The organism is Novosphingobium sp. BL-S-33 (assembly GCF_056857025.1).
Genome location: NZ_CM166474.1, coordinates 1,776,660 through 1,794,069, shown reverse-complemented (window position 1 = coordinate 1,794,069; position 17,410 = coordinate 1,776,660). Strand labels below are relative to the sequence as shown.

6 protein-coding genes are annotated in these 17,410 nt (G+C 67.0%); all 6 read left to right on the top strand.

Translation table 11 applies throughout. The features are described from left to right. The first annotated feature begins 7 nt into the window (after positions 1-7). The 6 genes from AC1VVM_RS08460 to AC1VVM_RS08435 are packed head-to-tail and all read left to right on the top strand — an operon-like array spanning position 8 to position 17,302. A complete protein-coding gene (locus tag AC1VVM_RS08460) occupies positions 8-1,813 on the top strand; it encodes a ShlB/FhaC/HecB family hemolysin secretion/activation protein (protein ID WP_482956311.1) in 1,806 nt (601 codons plus the stop codon). Continuing rightward, on the top strand, positions 1,810-8,046 hold the full coding sequence (locus AC1VVM_RS08455; RefSeq protein WP_482956310.1) for a hypothetical protein: 6,237 nt from the start codon (positions 1,810-1,812) through the stop codon (positions 8,044-8,046). Before AC1VVM_RS08460 ends, AC1VVM_RS08455 begins: the two co-directional genes overlap by 4 nt. Positions 8,047-8,069: 23 nt before the next feature. After that, a complete protein-coding gene (locus AC1VVM_RS08450; protein WP_482903536.1) occupies positions 8,070-9,395 on the top strand; it encodes a multiheme c-type cytochrome in 1,326 nt (441 codons plus the stop codon). Next, positions 9,395-11,383 carry a heme-binding protein gene (locus AC1VVM_RS08445; protein WP_482956309.1) on the top strand — a complete coding sequence of 663 codons (1,989 nt, stop codon included), beginning with the start codon at positions 9,395-9,397 and terminating at the stop codon, positions 11,381-11,383. The genes AC1VVM_RS08450 and AC1VVM_RS08445 overlap by 1 nt, the downstream gene beginning before the upstream one ends. A gap of 1 nt (position 11,384) precedes the next feature. After that, positions 11,385-13,229: a hypothetical protein gene (locus tag AC1VVM_RS08440; protein ID WP_482903534.1), complete on the top strand. Its 1,845-nt coding sequence runs from the start codon at positions 11,385-11,387 to the stop codon at positions 13,227-13,229. Then, the gene (locus AC1VVM_RS08435; protein WP_482956308.1) at positions 13,229-17,302 is read left to right on the top strand and encodes an LVIVD repeat-containing protein; all 4,074 of its coding nucleotides are present in this window, start codon (positions 13,229-13,231) and stop codon (positions 17,300-17,302) included. The genes AC1VVM_RS08440 and AC1VVM_RS08435 overlap by 1 nt, the downstream gene beginning before the upstream one ends. Positions 17,303-17,410: the final 108 nt, after the last annotated feature.

Below are 17,410 nucleotides of genomic sequence, written 5' to 3'. Positions count from 1 at the left end.
ATGTGAAATGAAACCGAATGCCTCGCATCGGGAATGGCTGCGAGTTTCCGGCATCGGCGGGGCGCTCTCCGCGCTGCTGGCGCCGGGGATGGCGCTCGCCCAGGTGGCGGCTCCGCTTCCGCTGCCCACTCCGCAGACGCGCGAGGAACTGAGGGCCGGGCAGGAAACCCCGCCGGCCACGCCCGCTCGCCCCCGCCTGACCATCGACGACGATATCGAGCGTGGCCCCTGCCCCCTTGCCGCGCCCGGTTTTGCCGCAACCCGCGTGCGGTTCTCGCGGGTCGAGTTCGGCGGATTGAAGGCCGTCGATCCGGCGATCCTCGACGATACCTGGCGGGACATGGCGGGCAAGGACCTGCCGGTTTCCGCGCTCTGCGAAGTGCGGGACCGCGCGGCGACGGCGCTGCGCGCGCTCGGCTACCTTGCCGCCGTGCAGATCCCGCCGCAGCGGATCGAGAAGGACGGCACCGTCCATTTCGACGTGATGGTCGCCCACCTTGTCGAAGTGCAGGTGCGCGGCAGGCCGGGCACGGCCGAGAAGCAGATCGCCGCCTATCTGAACCGGCTGACGCATGAACCTTGGTTCAATACCCATCAGGCCGAGCGCCAGCTGCTGCTGCTGGGCGACATGCCGGGCTACGAAGTGCGCCTGACCTTGCGCCCCGCCAAGGGCAAGCCGGGCGACGTGGTCGGAGACCTGCTGGTCCACCGCCGTCCGTTCGAACTGGGCATCGGCATCCAGAACCTCGGCTCCAGCAGCACCGGGCCCACCGGCGTCTTCGTGCAGGCTGCGCTCAACGGGCTGACCGGGCTGGCCGACCGCACCAGCTTCAGCCTGTTCAACACGCTCGATTTCGATGAGCAGACCGTGCTTCAGGGGGGCCACGAATTCGCCATCGGCACCAGCGGGTTGCGGCTGGGCGGCAATATCCTGTGGGGCGTTTCGAAGCCCTCGGGCCCGCTGCGCTTCAAGACCGAGACGGTGGTGGGCGACATAGGGCTCACATATCCGCTGGTACGCCGCCGCGCGCTGTCCGTGCGGGCCGGAGCCGGGCTGGAAGTGGTCGATCAGGACCTCGATTACGCAGGCGCGCCGTTCACGCGCGACCGTCTGCGAGTGCTCTACGGCCGCCTCGCCTTCGACACCATCGACCATGACAGCCTGATCGGGCGCGGACGCTTTTCGCTGGGCGAACCCCGCTGGCGGCTGGGCGGTCTGGCCGAACTGCGGCAGGGGCTGAGCGGGCTTGGCGCCAGCGACGATTGCTCGCCGATCACCCAGTGCCTCGCGCCGCATGTGCCGATCAGCAACCAGCTTGCCGATCCCAGCGCCTTCGTGATGCGCGCGCAAGTCAATGCCGAGTTCCGGCCGGTGCCGGGCATCACCCTCGCCCTCTCCCCCCGCGCGCAATATTCGCCGGACACGCTGCTGTCCTACGAGCAGTTCAGCCTGGGCAACTACACGATCGGGCGCGGGCTCGATCCCGGGACGGTCGCGGGCGACAGCGGCCTCGGCGCCGCGTTCGAGGTGCGCTACGGACGGCTTTCAGGACGGCGCAGCGGCGGCCTTGTGGTCCAGCCCTATGCCTTCGTCGATGCCGGCTGGGCATGGCGCCACCGGCCCGGCGCGCTCGAAAATCCGGACGAGGCTTGGACCGCCGGCGGCGGCCTGCGCGGCCGCTGGAACGACCGTTTCGACGGCAATCTCTCGCTCGCCGTTCCGCTGAACCGCACTGGCCTTCAGGCCGAGCGCGGCGACGTGCGCGTGCTCTTCACCATCAGGGCACGGCTGCTGCCGTGGGATGCGTCATGATCCAGAACCGCATTTCAATGGCGCTTGCCGGTGCCAGCATTCCCGCGCTGGTGCTCGCCGCCCTGCTCCCGCGCGCGGCGATGGCACAGTCGTTTCAGGGCACCGGAACCGTCACCACCGGCAACGCCACGATTAGCACCGGCACCGGCACCACGCAAGTGCAAGTCAGCTCGAACCAGACGGTGATCGACTGGGTGGCGCCCGATTCCGGCGGCGGGCCGGTCAACTTCCAGCCCGCCGGCACCACCGCCAGCTTCACCACCGGCAGCGGTTTTTCGGGCACGGACTACACCGTGCTCAACCGCATCGTCACGCAGGACACGCTGGGCGCGCCGACCAATTCGGCCGTCCAGTTCAACGGCACCGTGCAGAGCGACCTGCTGGGCGGCACCGGCGGCAACGTGTGGTTCTATTCGCCCAACGGCATCATCGTCGGCGCCACTGCGCAGTTCTCGGTCGGCGGGCTGGTGCTCACCACCGATCCCATCGACACGACGGGCGGGCTTTACGGCCCGAACGGGGAGATCCGCTTCACCGCACCGTCGAACGGGGCCTCGCTGGTCAGCATCGCCGGCGGCGCGCAGATCACTGCCAGCCTCAACCCGCAGGCGCCGAACAACGGATCCTACATCGCCATCGTCTCCCCCCGCATCGAGCAGGGCGGCACCGTGCGCGCGGACGGGCCCATCGCCTATGTCGCCGCCAATGCCGCCGATATCACGATGAACGCGGGAATGTTCGATATCGCCGTCTCCTCCGGCACCGACGATCCCAATGGCATCGTCCATACCGGATCGACCGGCGGCAGCAGTTCGGCCGGGGCCGCCGATCCGCGCGTGATCCGCATGGTGGCGGTCAGCAAGAACGACGGGCTGACGATGCTTCTTTCGGGCAGCATCGGCTATGATGTAGCGGCCTCGGCCACCGACGACGGCAATGCCGTGATCCTCACCGCCGGGCATGGCGTGGACGGCGTGGATGCCGCCGATCCGTTCACCCAGCCGGGCAATATCACGATCGGCGATGCCCATTTCACCTCGGCGACGACGGCGAATGTCACCGGCAGCATCCACGTGGCCCCCACGATCCAGACGGTGTTCGACAATTCCGTACAGTTGAACGCCATCGATACGATCCAGCTCGACGCGCTGGGCGGTGCCTCGATCATCGACAACAACCCGACGACTTCCAGCGCATTCTCGGCCTATGCCGGCTATGCCGAGCGCGGCGGCACCATTGCGATCAACGTCGGCACCGGCAGCACATTCTCGATTGGCGGCGCTCTTGAGCTCTCGGCCCGGGGCGACTTCGACAATTCCCTTTCGGCCAGCGGCGATGCCGTCGGCGGCACCATATCGCTGACGAATAGCGGTGGCAGCCTCTCTGCTCTTTATGGAGATTTCAACGTCAGTGCCGTTGGCGGGCTGAATGCGATCGACGGCGGCAGCGCAACGGCCGGCACGATCACCATCGCCAGCGGCGGCCCGATGAACATGCAATCCCTGGCCCTCACCGCCGGTGCCTTTGGCGCGGATAGCGATTACTCCGGCAGCGCGGGCGGCCTTGCCAGAGGCGGCACGATCCAGCTTTCACTGACCGGCAATGGCAGCCTGACCAGCGGCTACCTGCAAGTTTACGCCTCAGGCGAAGGCGGCAGGGGGGCTGTCGCGGGCGGAGACGCATACGGCGGTTCCGTCACCATTTCGACAGGCGCAAACACCGCCTGGAATGCGAGCAACTTTTACAACGGCGATGTCCGCATCGATGCCACCGCCAGAGGCGGTAATGGCGGAGGCGGCATCGGCGGGAATGGGTACGGCGGACGGGCCGAGCTTGTCAGCAGCGGCGGCGTGCTCGATTTCGGCTATGTCTCGCTGGGCGCAGACGGCCATGGCGGCGATTCCACCGCCCAGTCCGGCAATGGTTTTGGCGGCACTGCGGGCATCTCCCTAACCGGCGGCACTTACGACTGGGACGGCATCACTCTTAACACAAACGCCGCTGCGGGCGGGGTCGATAGCGGCTCCGGCATCGGCGGCAACGCCACCGGCAACCTGACCGGTGGCGCCAATCTGACGCTGAACGGCGCGACCGTCACGCTGACCGGCGAACTCTATGTAACGGCCGATGCCAGCGGCGCGACGAACGGGCAGCCCGGCGCCTTTGCTTCGGCGGGCCACGCCGGCGTCGCGCTGAGCAGCGGCTCCTCGCTCACGATGGAAGGCTCTGCCACGGTCAGCGCCCTGGCGACGATGAACCTGGAAGGCCTCGGTTCCGTTCCCTTGAGCAGCCCTTCGCTGACCGGCGGCGAGGCAGTGCTCTCGATCGACGGCTCCAACTTCGATTCCAGTGACGTGTCCGTCCTTGCCAATGTCTCAGGCGTCGGCGCCTTGCAGGATGCCGGAACGATGACCGGCGGAACCGCGCGGCTGAGCGTGGCGAACGGCGGCACCCTGCAAGTGCGCGCCAATTCCAGCTACGGCTACGCAGGCGTGCTCTCGGTCGATGCCAGCGCTTCGGGTAATTTCCAGGGCTATATCGACGGGGTTTACGGCACGGTCGACACGGGCGCAGGCGCCAGCGCCATCGGCGGCACCGCGCAGATCGGCCTCGCGGGCGGCACGATCGCGGTGGACAGCACCGGCACCGTCAATGCCAGTGGCAACGGCGGGCCCGCCGGAAACGCCACCAGCGGCAGCGGCACCGGCGGCACCGCGTCGCTCACGATCACCGGCGGCACGATGTCGTTGAACGGCGCGCTCACCGTGATGTCGGAGGGGACTAGCGGCGACAACGGCGGCGGCTTCGGCACCGGCAATGCGGCGGGCGGCCTTGCCGCCATCGACGTCGCGGGCGGCGCGCTCAATGTCTACGCCAACATGCTGACGGTTTCGGCCAATGCGCTGGCTGGCGACACCGCCCCCGATACCACCGCCACGGCGGGCAACGCCATCGGCGGCACAGCGCGGTTGCAGACCTCCGGCGGCGCGGTCTTTGCCGAGGGTCAGGCCCTCGTCAGCGCCAACGGCAGCGGCGGTCTCTCGAACGATGCGACCGGCGGCTCCGGCACGGGCGGTTCCGCGATGACCGCCAACAGCGGTGGCGGCACGATGGGGCTGGTCGGCCCGGTGGCTGTGCTGGCTATCGGCACGGGCGGAAACGGCAATGGCGCCGCAGGTCTGGGCGGAGACGCCCGGGGCGGCAGCGCCGTGATCGACCAGTCGGGAGCGGGCGGCACGCTCGTCATCAGCGGAGACCTCACGGTCGGCGCCGGCGCGACCGCCGGTTACAGCAGCGCCGACAACGCTGCGCTCGGCACCGCCACCGGCGGTACCGCCGCGCTGCTTTCGCGAGCGGGCGACGCGCGGATCGGCGGCAACGTCTCGCTCGATGCTTCGGCACTCCCGGGCGGCAGCGCGCTGCTTCCCCCGCCGCCGACAGTGGCGGGCCTTGTCCAACTGGGCAGCGCGAATGCGGCTTCGGGGGGCTACCTGACGATCGGCGGGAACCTGGCGGCCCGCGCGGAAGGAGACGCTGCCCGCGCCGATGGGCTCGGGCTCAGCGGTGCAGCAGCGGAGCAACCGATCACGGTCTACGGCCAGACCGCCCTTACTGCGACCGGCAATATCGACTTTGCCATGACAGGCGTTGTCGGAAATCTTCAAAGCACCGGGTCGCTCGTGGTATCCTCGACCCAGGGTGCGGTCACGGGAACCGGCGCGCTTCAGAGCATCGGTAACGTCTCGATCACTGCGCCGGGCGGCATCGCCCTTTCCCAGATCACAGCGGGCGGAGATGTCCTTCTGCAATCGACGGCGGGCGCGATTTCGATCGCCGACATGCTTTTGAGCGGGGTGGTGACCGTTTCCGGCCGCTCGGTCGACATCAGCTCTGCCGGCATGCTGACATTTGCAGACGCGGATGCGACGGGCGGCGCGCTCTCGTTGGCGGCAGGCGGTGGGCTCGTCGTTAACACGGTCGATGCCACGGGCGCCGTCACTCTCTCCGGCGGCTTGCAGGTCATTTCAAACGGCGCAGTGAATGGGAGTTCGGTGACATACTCGACCGGAGGCGACATCACGGCCTCCGCTCCGGTCACCGCGACCGGAGACCTGACGATGACTGCGACCGGCGACATCTCCGCCGGCGCATTGAGCGGCGGCGGGAATGTTTCGCTCATTGCGGGCGCTGGCGGCGTGGTGCTCGGCGATGTCGTGCAGGCCGGTGGTCTGCTCACTGTCTCCAGCGGAGCAGGCATAACCACGCTTGCCGCCGTGAACGGCAATTCGATCACCTTCTCGGCCGGGGGCGATATCGCGACTTCAGCCCCTGTCACGGCGCTCAGCGATATCACCGTGCAAGCCGTGGGGAACCTGTCCGCAGGCATGCTGAATGGTGGCGGGAACATCTCTCTTACGGCCACCAACGGCGACGTGACGCTTGGCGATACGGTTCAGGCCGGCGGTCTGCTCGCCGTCTCCAGCGGAGCAGGCATAACCACGCTTGCCGCCGCGAGCGGCAATTCGGTCACCTTCTCGGCCGGGGGCGATGTCGCGACTTCCGCGCCTGTCACGGCGTTCGGCGATATCACCATGCAAGCCGTGGGGAACTTGTCCGCAAGCATGCTGAATGGTGGCGGGAACGTCTCGCTTACGGCCACCAACGGCGACGTAACGCTTGGCGATACGGTGCAGGCCGGCGGTCTGCTCGCCGTCTCCAGCGGGGTGGACATAACCACGCTTGCCGCCGTGAGCGGCAATTTGATCACCTTCTCGGCCGGGGGCGATATCGCGACTTCCGCGCCTGTCACGGCGTTCGGTGATATCACCATGCAGGCCGTGGGGAACCTGTCCGCAGGCATTCTGAATGGCGGCGGGAACGTCTCGCTTACGGCCACCAACGGCGACGTGACGCTTGGCGATACGGTGCAGGCCGGTCGGTCACTCGCCATTTCCGGTGGGGCGAATGTCACCATGCCGGCAGCATTGTCCGCTGGCGCGGACATGAGGATTACCGCCGGGCATGATCTCACCGCGGATGGCGACCTTACCGCTGGTGGGGGGATTGATCTTGCTGCAGGCAATCTTGTGACGCTTGGCGGGGAAGTTGCGGGGGCAACGATCTCGGTCGCCTCTGCAGACATCGCCATCGGGCGCGGCGCGCAAGTCGGCCGACGCGGCACGACACAGACGGTCCGCTTCACCAACTCGTCCGGCGGGACCACGACATGGCTCGGTGGGACCGCTCAGACCGGCGGTTACAGCCTTGATGCCTCGGAATTCGCACGGGTCTTTGCCGACCAGTCGATTGCCGTCGCGGCCGGGCAGTCGAGCCAGCCGGGCGACATGGTGGTGGACGCCCTTTCCCTGAGCTTCGGTGCATCGGGGCAGATCGGCACCGGTGGATCGCTGCTGCTGTCCTCTCCCGGCCGGATCGCCGTGACCGGGCCGCTCGCCGTGCAAACGTCCTCGGCCAGCGACAGTCTCGGGATCGACGCCGGCAGTCTCGAAGTGGTGACCGACACCGGCGGCATTGCGCTGGCGGACAGTGCGGGCGCACGACAAGGCCGCCTCAACGTCAATGCCGATCGCTTCGTGGTCGCCAGCAGCGCCGCCATTACTGCGCTCGATCAGGCCAGCGGGATCGCCGAGATCAATGCGGCGATGGACACGCCCCCTGCCACCAGCGGAACCGGCGGCGTCAGTGCCGGAGCGATCACCGCCACGGTGCGGGACGGGATCTATGTACAGAACACGGGCGCCTCGACCGCCTATGCCGATCGGCGCGGGTTCAATGTGGGAGCCCTCACCATCGCCACCGGATCGCGGGCCACGCGGATCGTCATCAACGGCGTTACCTACGATGCCAATGGCCAGATCGTGACCGGGCTCGACACCGTGGGCACTATCGCCATCAACGGATCCTATGCCGTTGGTTCGACGGTCAACGGCTGCGCGATCGGCAGCAATTGCGGCCCGATCGTGCAGCCCGAAATCGTGGCCCCTGTCCTAACCAAGGGCGACCTTCAGGGCGCTCTCGATCCCGATGACACGCCCACCACGCCGCTCGCGCAGATCACCGTGTCGCCCATCACGGTCGACGTGCCCGAATTCCAGCCGGGCGAGAACCTGCCGTTGGTCGACGATCCCGTCACCGGCATCGGCAACGAAGACCTCTGGGAGGCCGGTTGCCCTTCCGGCGCGCAAGGTTCCGCGGGAGACAGCAGCAAGTGATTGCGAAGAAACGAAAGTCCCTGATGCCCCGGTTACTGGTCATTGCGCTTACCTGTCTTACGGCGGCAACGATGGCACAGGCGGCAAGCTACCTTGGCGTTGCCAGTTGCGCGGGATCGACCTGCCACGGGCGCGGCGAAGGCGACGGCAAAGTCGTGCGGCAGGATGAACTGCGGCTGTGGCAAGACCCGTCCAGCCCCGCCGGTGCCCACTCGCGCGCCACGGCGGTGCTTTCCGGCGCGCGCGGCCAGCGGATCGCGACGGCGCTCGGCCTTGGCAGCGCGGCATCGGCCCCGGCCTGCCTCGGCTGCCATGCCACCAACGCGCCCGCCGCCATGCGCGGCGAGCGATATCAGGCCTCAGACGGGGTGGGCTGCGAATCCTGCCACGGCGCGGCTTCCGGCTGGATTTCCAGCCACTATGCCATGCCCGCCAGCCATGCCGGCAATCTAGCCGCCGGGATGACCGCGCTGGACAGGCCGCAAGTGCGCGCCCGCGTCTGCCTCGATTGCCATTACGGCAGCGACAAGCCGGGCCAGTTCGTCACCCATGCGATGATGGCCGCCGGGCACCCGCGCGTTTCTTTCGAACTCGACTTGTTCTCCGCGCTGCAGGCGCATTACGACCTCGACGGCGACTATGCGAAGCGCAAGGGCCGGCTGGACAGCGTGCAGCTTTGGGCCGTCGGCCAGGCGGAGGCGATCCGCCGCCAGACGCGGCTTTTCGCCGATCCCGCGCTGGCGAGCGAGGGCCTGTTCCCGCAATTCACCTTCTTCGACTGCCATTCGTGCCACCGCCCGATCAGCGACGATCCTGCCGCCACCCGCAAGTTCGAGGTCAATCCCGGCCGGCCGATCCCCTTCGGCAATCCCCCCTTCAATGACGAGAACATGATCATGCTGTCGGCCGTTGCCGCCACGCTCGCCCCGGCGGAAGCCGCGCGTTTCGATGCCGCCGCGCGCGGGTTCCATGCCGCCATGGCCAAGGGCCGCCCGCAAAGCGTGGTCGCCGCGCAAGCGCTGGGCACCGCCGCCACAACGCTTTCCGACACGCTGGCCGCGCGCAGCTATCCGGGCGACACCGCCTTTTCGGTGATCGCCGCGATTTCGGGCAAGACCACGGCCGCACGCTTCACCGACTATACTGGGTCGGCGCAGGCGGTGATGGCGGTGGACACCCTGCTGAACGCGCTGGTGCGCGACGGCCGCGTTACCGTGGGCGCCGCCGCCGGTATCCGGGCGGAGATCAACCGCGCCTATGCCGCCACCGCCGCGCCCGAGCGGTTCGATCCCCCCGCCTTCCGCGCCGCGCTGGGGCAGGCCACCCGCGCGATCGGGGCGTTGCACTGATGCGCCTGCGATCGATCCTGACCATGGCCGCCTTCGCCCTGCTCACCGCTTGCGGGGGGAGTGACGGGTCTTCCGGCGGAACTTCCGGAAGCAATTCGGGCGGCAGCAACTCCGGCGGCAGTTCTTCGAGCGGAAACTCGGGCACCGTGCTGGGCGAATATACCGCGCCCGCGCAGCTTGCGCTGACATCGGCCCAAGTGGGCAAAGTCGTCGCGCAGGCCGCCGCGCAGGCCAGCCAATCGGGCCATCCCGGCACGATCGCGGTGGTGGACCGGGTGGGCAACGTGCTGGCCGTGTTCCGCATGAACGGCGCCCCGGCCACGGCGAAAATCCCCGATGCGCCGAACGGCCAGAACATCGACATTCAGGGCCTTTCGGTCCCATCCGAAGCCGCCGCCATCGCCAAGGCCGTGACCGGGGCGTACTTGTCCAGCGGTGGCAATGCCTTCTCCACGCGCACCGCCAGCATGATCGTACAGCAGCACTTCCCGCCCGCGCCAAGCGCTGTGGGGTTGGAGAGCGGGCCGCTGTTCGGCGTGCAGTTCAGCCAGCTTCCCTGCTCCGATTTCGCGCAGCGTTTTCAGGCGTCCGGCAATGCCGCGATGATCGGACCCAAGCGTTCTCCGCTGGGGCTTTCGGCCGATCCGGGAGGCTTTCCGCTCTATATCGACGGCGTGCTGGTCGGCGGCGTGGGCGTCAGTGCGGACGGGGCCTATTCGCTCGATACCAATGTGCTGGACACCGATACCGACATCGACGAGCAGATCGCGCTGGCGGGCACAGTGGGCTTCGAAGCTCCTGCCAGCATTCAGGCCGACCGCATCTATGTGGACGGCACACAGCTGCGCTATTCGGACGCGGTCTACACCGGCCTGTTCGACGTTTCCGCCGCTACATACGCGCAGACCGCGCCCGCGCTGGGCAGCCTCGTCACCGTGCGCGGCTACTTCGAGACCGCCACTTTGCGCGCAGGCACCGCCTATGGCTCCGAAAGCTCCGGCATTCGCGCCTCCACCAGCGCCGAGTTTTCCGACCGTGACGCCTTTGTGCTGACCGACGGCAGCGGCGCCAATCGCTTCCCGATCCGCGCCGCCACCGATGGCGGAGACGTGGCCCAACCGCTCACTGCCGACGAAGTGCGCACGGTGCTGGAACAGGCCTTCGCGATCATGACCCGCGCCCGCGCGCAGATCCGTCAACCGCTGGACAGCCGCGCGCAAGTGACGATCTCCATGGTCGATACGCACGGCGCGGTGCTGGGCATTGTCCGCGCGCCGGATGCGCCGATCTTCGGGGCGGACGTTTCGCTTCAGAAGGCGCGCACCGCCGCGTTCTTCTCTGGCAGCCACGCGGGTAGCGATCTCCTGGCCGATCCCAGCGCCGATGTGCAGGGATTCGTCGGCAAAGTGCGCACGTTCCTGAACGATGCCAATGCGCTGACCGGCACATACGCCTTTGCCGATCGCTCAGGCGGCAACCTGTCGCGCCCCTATTTCCCCGATGGCGAAGTGGGCAATCCCAACGGCCCGCTCTCGCGCCCGATCGCGCAGTGGAACCCGTTCTCCACCGGGCTGCAATCGGCATTGGTGCTGACCAACCTTGGCCAGCACCTGAACTATGTGACCGGGGCCAGCGCAGCCGATACGCAGGCGCGCTGCACCTTCCTGCCCGATGCGGCCAGCGGCCAAAACCGGTTGCAGAACGGCATCCAGATATTTCCCGGATCGGTGCCGATCTATCGCGGCAATGTGCTGGTGGGCGCCATCGGCGTGTCGGGCGACGGCATCGATCAGGACGACATGATCTCGTTCCTCGGCACCAACAATGCCGGGATCAAGCTGGGCACGCTGGGCAATGCCCCGGCGGCGATCCGGGCGGACCAGATCGTGGTGAACGTGAACGGCAGCGGCGTGCGGCTGCGCTATATCAATTGCCCCTTCGCGCCGTTCCTCGACACCAGCGACCAGAACGTCTGCCAAGGCTTATGACGTGCTGAGCGCCCTTTTCGTCCCCCTGATTGTCGCGCAGGCGGCGCCGCCCGCTGCGACTCCTGCAAGCGAGCCGCCGGTGCTGAATGCACCGGGCAGCGAAGCCGCGCCGGAGGATGTCGATAACGGCGTGATTCCCGGCCGCCGCCGCCCCGGCTATCAGGCGCCGCTGCCCGACCGCGTCACGCAGGACAATCCCGGCGCCGTGCGCGCCCCCCCGCCTGAGGCTTTTCCCACCGACCAGATCCCGGTACCGGACCGCTGGCGCCTGATCGAAACGCTGGGCGTGGTGAAGGAACGCTGGTTCGATCCCTATCACCAGAACACCCTGAAGGGCGATCGCCCGATCGACCGCGCCAAAGTGAAATGGCTGCCGATCACGGGGGACGACTGGTTCTTCTCGCTCTCCGCGATATCGGACATGGTGTTCGAACCGCGCACTTTCCCCATTCCCGTGGGCGTGCAGACCACCGAACGGCCGGGCAGTCTGGATGTGTTCGGCAAGGATGCCAGCCTCGTCTTCTCGCAGACCTTCATCCTCGGCGCCGGGCTGACCAAGGGCAACACCGCCTTCAAGCCGCCGGAGATCGAGTACCGCGTCGCCCTCGCATTCAACTACAACTACGTGAACGTGCCCGAAAAGCGCGTGCTGCATGTGGAGCCCAGCAAGCCCTCGCACCGCGCGGACCAGTTCCTGGGCGTGCAGGAACTGTTCGTGGACTATCACCTGCGCAACGTGTCCGACCGGTACGATTTCGATTCCATCCGCGTCGGCATCCAACCGTTTCAGGCCGATTTCCGGGGCTTCCTGTTCAACGACCAGCAGCTTGGCATTCGCCTGTTCGGCAACCGCGACGGCAACCGCTTCCAGTACAACCTCGCCGCGTTCTGGCGGCTGGAGAAGGACACCAATTCCGGCCTCAATTCGGTGGTCCAGCGTCCGCGCGACGATCTGCTGTTCATTGCCAACGTCTATCGGCAGGACTTCTTGATCCCGGCGCTGACCAGCCAGATTACAGTGGCCTACAACCGCAATCGCGAGGCGGGCCGGATCGAGATCGACGATAACGGCTTCCCCGTCCGCCCGGCGCTGATCGGCAATCTGCGCGGGCGCGATTATGACGTCTATTACCTTGGCTACAATGCCGATGGGCATGTCGGCCGCCTGAACCTCACCGCATCGGCCTATGCCGCGCTGGGGCAGGATCGGGACAGCATTTTCACCGGACGCCCGGCGAACATCCGCGCCTTCTTCGCCGCCGGTGAACTGAGCTACGACCATGACTGGATGCGCTTCCGCCTGTCCGGCCTCTGGGCCAGCGGCGATCACGATCCTTACGACAATACGGAATCCGGTTTCGATGCCGTGTTCGAAAACCCGGTCTTCGCCGGTGCGGACACCAGTTACTGGATTCGCCAGTCGGTGCCTTTCGCCGGCGGCGGCCGGGTGATCTCCATCAACGGGCGCAACGGCATTCTCAATTCGCTGCGCTCGTCGAAGGAACAGGGCCAGTCCAACTTCAACAACCCCGGCACCATGCTGGCGGGCGCGGGCGCGGACTTCGACCTGACGCCTGAGCTGCGCCTGTCGGGCAATGCTAACCACTTGTGGTTCGAGAATACCACCGTGCTGCAAACGCTGCGCAACGAAGGCTCGATCCCGGGCGATATCGGCTGGGACCTGTCGATGGCGGCGGTCTGGCGGCCGAAAGCGACGCAGAACATCGTCATGCGGCTCAGCGCCGCGACGCTGGTGGCAGGCAAGGGCTTCCGCGACCTGTTCGACAACAATCAGGGCAACCGCAGCTATTACTCGGTGCTCGCCAATGTGATCGTGAGTTACTGATGCGCTTGAGCCGCCTCGTCTTCCTTCTGGCGCTGCTGACCGCCTTTGCCATTCCGGCGGCGCGGCTCATGGCGAGCAGCGAGGAACGACCCGTCACGCGCGATTATTCACTGGTCCGCGCGCCGGCCGCCCCGGCGCGGCAGAGCGCGGCGGATGTGCTGTCGAAATCCGCAGGTTGCCTCACCTGCCATACCGATTCCGATGCACCCTCGATGCATGCCAGTCCGGCCGTGCAATTGGGCTGCGTGGATTGCCACGGCGGCAATCCCGCCGTGCGCGGCCGCCCGGAACTGGGCTTCGACCATCCCGACTATGTGGCCGCGCGGAATAAGGCGCATGTGCTGCCGCGCTATCCGCACGGCTGGAACTGGCCGAGTTCCGCCAATCCGGAACGCAGCTATACCCTGCTGAACAAGGAAGCGCCCGAATACATCCGCTTCGTCAATCCCGGCGACTATCGCGTGGCGCGCGATTCCTGCGGCAATTGCCACATGCCCGCGATCGAGGCGGCGGAACGATCGCTGATGGCGACCGGCGCCATGCTCTGGGGCGGCGCGGCGTACAACAACGGCATCGCGCCCTTCAAGAACTACATCTTCGGGGAGGCCTACACCGCCAAGGGAGAGCCTGCGAAGCTGCTCTCCCCCGGAACCCCGCCCGGCACGGTAACGCCCGCGCAGGAGGCACGCGGCGCGCTGGCGGCACTCTATCCGCTGCCGACATGGAACGTCATGCCCCCTGCCGACGTGTTCCGCGTGTTCGAACAAGGTGGACGCACCAATGGGTCGGGCTTTGCGGAAGTAGGCCTGCCGAACCTGTCCGGATCGATCCAGCGGCTGGAGGAGCCGGGCCGGCCGGACCTGAAGCAGTCCAACCGCGGCCCCGGCACCGGCCTGCGCGTGGCCATTCCGGTGCTGAACATCCACAAGACGCGCCTCAACGATCCCTATACCTGGTTCATGGGCACGAACGACCAGCCGGGCGACTATCGCTCCTCCGGCTGCACAGCCTGCCACGTGATCTATGCCAACGACCGCGAACCACGCCACTCGCTGATCTATGCCAGCCTGGGTCGTGACGGGCAGAGCATCACCCGCGATCCCACCATCGCCGCCCTCACCCAGCGGGGCGCGCATGGCGCTCTCAAGGACGGGCATGACGCCGAAAGTGGACAGGGCGCGGACAAGCGCGAACGCGGCCACCCGCTCCAGCATGTGTTCACCCGCGCCATTCCCACCGCGCAGTGCATGAACTGCCACATGCACCAGCCCAACATCTTCCTGAATTCCTACCTCGGCTACACGATGTGGGATTACGAGGCGGATGCGCCGAAGATGTGGCCGGAAAAACAGAAGTATCCCACCGCCGCCGAGGTGCGCGCGGTGAACGATCGCAATCCCGAAGGCGCCGCCCCGCGCGGCAAGTGGGGCGATATCGACTTCCTGCGCAACCTCTACGATCTCAATCCCGAACTGAAGGACACCCAGTTCGCCGATTACCACGGCCACGGCTGGGCCTTCCGCGCAATCTTCAAGCGGGACCGCGCGGGCAACCTGCTCGATGCCGGGGGCAACATGGCCACCTGGGGCACCGACAAGGCGCACATCATCTCTCCCGACGATCCGGAAAAGTGGCGCCGCGCCGGGGAAGGCAAGTTCGTGAAGCCCGGCGTCAATCCCGGCAAGGCCGTCCACATGATGGACATCCACGCCGAAAAGGGCATGCAGTGCGCCGATTGCCACTTCGCGCAGGATGCCCACGGCAACGGGCTGATCCAGGGCGAAGTCGCCAACGCGGTGGAGATCGGCTGCAAGGACTGCCACGGCACGGCGGACGCGCTGCCCACCCTGCTCACCTCCGGCCCGGCCGCCCCACCCAAGGGCACCGATCTGTCGCTGCTGCGCAATCCCGATGGCAAGCGCCGTTTCGAATGGCGCACCGATGCGGGCGGCAGACGGCATCTGACGCAGCGATCGGTGGTCGATCCCAATCTTTCGTGGGACGTGAAGCTGGTGGTCAACGCGGTCGACCCCGCCTCTCCCGAATTCAACGCCAAGGCCGCGCGCGCCAAGCTGATGAGCCGTTCGGGCGCGGATGACGGTTCGTTCCGCTTCGGCCCCGGCGTGCCCATGGCCGACCGCGCGCACAAGACGGAGGAGATGGCCTGCTTCACCTGCCATCTTTCGTGGACCACCAGTTGCGGCGGCTGCCACCTGCCGATCGAAGCGAACTGGAAAACATCCTCCCACCACTTCGAGGGGGAGGAGACGCGCAACTTCGCCACCTACAACCCGCAAGTCGCGCGGGACGACATGTTCCAGCTTGGCAAGCACATGACTACCAAGGGCGCGGAAGTGGCCCCTGTGCGCTCCACATCCGCGCTGGTGCTGTCCTCCACCAATGCCAATCGGGAACGGATCTACATCCAGCAGCCGCCGATCAGCGCGGCGGGCTTTTCCAGCCAGGCCTTCGCGCCGCATTTCCCGCATACGGTCCGCCTTTCCGAGACGAAGACCTGTTCGGACTGCCACTTGTCCGAAAAGGACGACAACAACGCGATCCTGGCGCAGACGCTGCTGCTGGGCACCAATTTCGTGAACTTCGTCGGGCTCAATTCATGGGTCGGGCTCGAAGCCGGGTTCGAGGCCGTGCGCGTTACCGAATGGGATGAACCGCAGGCGGTGATCGGCTCCTACCTCCAGCGCTATGCCTATCCCGATTACTGGCGCCTGCATGTCGAACAGAACGGGCGTGAGCTGAAGAACTGGACGCGCGGCAGCACGTTCGATGCCAAGCTTTCGGGTGAGACGCGTCCGCTGGAACAGTTCCGCAATGTCACGCAGGGCACGCGCGATCAGGTCGGCTGTCTGCAATTGCGCGGCGAATACATGTTCGTTGCCGAAGGGCGCGGCGGCTTCAAGGTCTATGACGTCGCCTCGGTGGCGAACAAGGGCGTGTCGGATGCGGTGATTTCCGCGCCGTTCTCACCCTTGGGTCAGGATACCGGGGTCAAGAGCAAGAACGCCACTTGCATGGCGATCGCCACCACCCAACCGATCGCCCCCACCCGCAATCGCCAGATGGCCGCGACCATGCTGGCCGATGCCAAGGGCCAGCCGCTGCACAAGGCGGACGGCATGCCGATGAGCCTGCGCGATGCCAATCAGGAGCAGGCGTTCGAGCCGATCTATTCCTACGCCGTCGTGACCGACAGCGAGGAAGGCCTGATCCTGGTCGATATCGACACGCTGGCGGATGGCGAATTCCGCAACAACCGCCTGACCCGCGCGCTGACGTGGAACCCGGATCACGTGCTGGACGGGGCACGGCATGTGACGCTGGCGGGCGAAGTGGCCTATATCACCGCCAAGGTCGGCCTCGTCGCGGTGGACCTTCACGATCCGCTCCACCCGAAAGTCACCGCCGTGCGCCCGCTGGACGACGCGCGGGCCAGCGCGGTGCAGTTCCGCTACCTCTGGGTGACGGACCGCGAGGGGCTGAAGCTGTTCGACGTGACCGATCTGCGCAATCCGGTCGCCGTGGCGTCGGGCACGGTGCACCTCACCGACGCGCGCCGCCTCTATGTGGCGCGCACATATGCCTATGTGGCCGGCGGGCCGGAGGGTCTGGTGATCGTGGACGTACTGCGGCCATCGATGCCGCAGATCTACCGCAAGGAGACGTTTGGCGGGGTAATGAACGATGCGTCCGACGTAGTGGTGGGCAGCACCAATGCCTCGCTCTTCGCCTATGTGGCGGACGGGGTGAACGGGCTGAAGGTGGTGCAATTGACCTCCCCCTCCAGTCAGCCGAACTTTTACGGCTTCTCCCCCGCGCCGATGCCCGAACTGATCGCCTGGGCCCATACCCCCAGCGCGGCGCGCGCGCTGTCCAAGGGGCTAGATCGCGACCGCGCGGTGGACGAGACCGGCGGCCAGATCGCGGTGTTCGGCCGGCTCGGCTCCCGCCCCTTCACGCGGGCGGAGATGGAGCGGCTGTTCCTCAACCGGCGGGGTGTGCCGTTCAAGGTTTCGGATGAAGTCGACATGCGCGTCTGGGTGCCGCGGCAGTAACTGTCACGGGACGCCGCCCACCCGTCCCACCCACCTCTCGTCATTGCGAGGAGGCGAAGCCGACGCGGCAATCCAGAGCGGCGCAAACCGCCTCTGGATTGCTTCGCT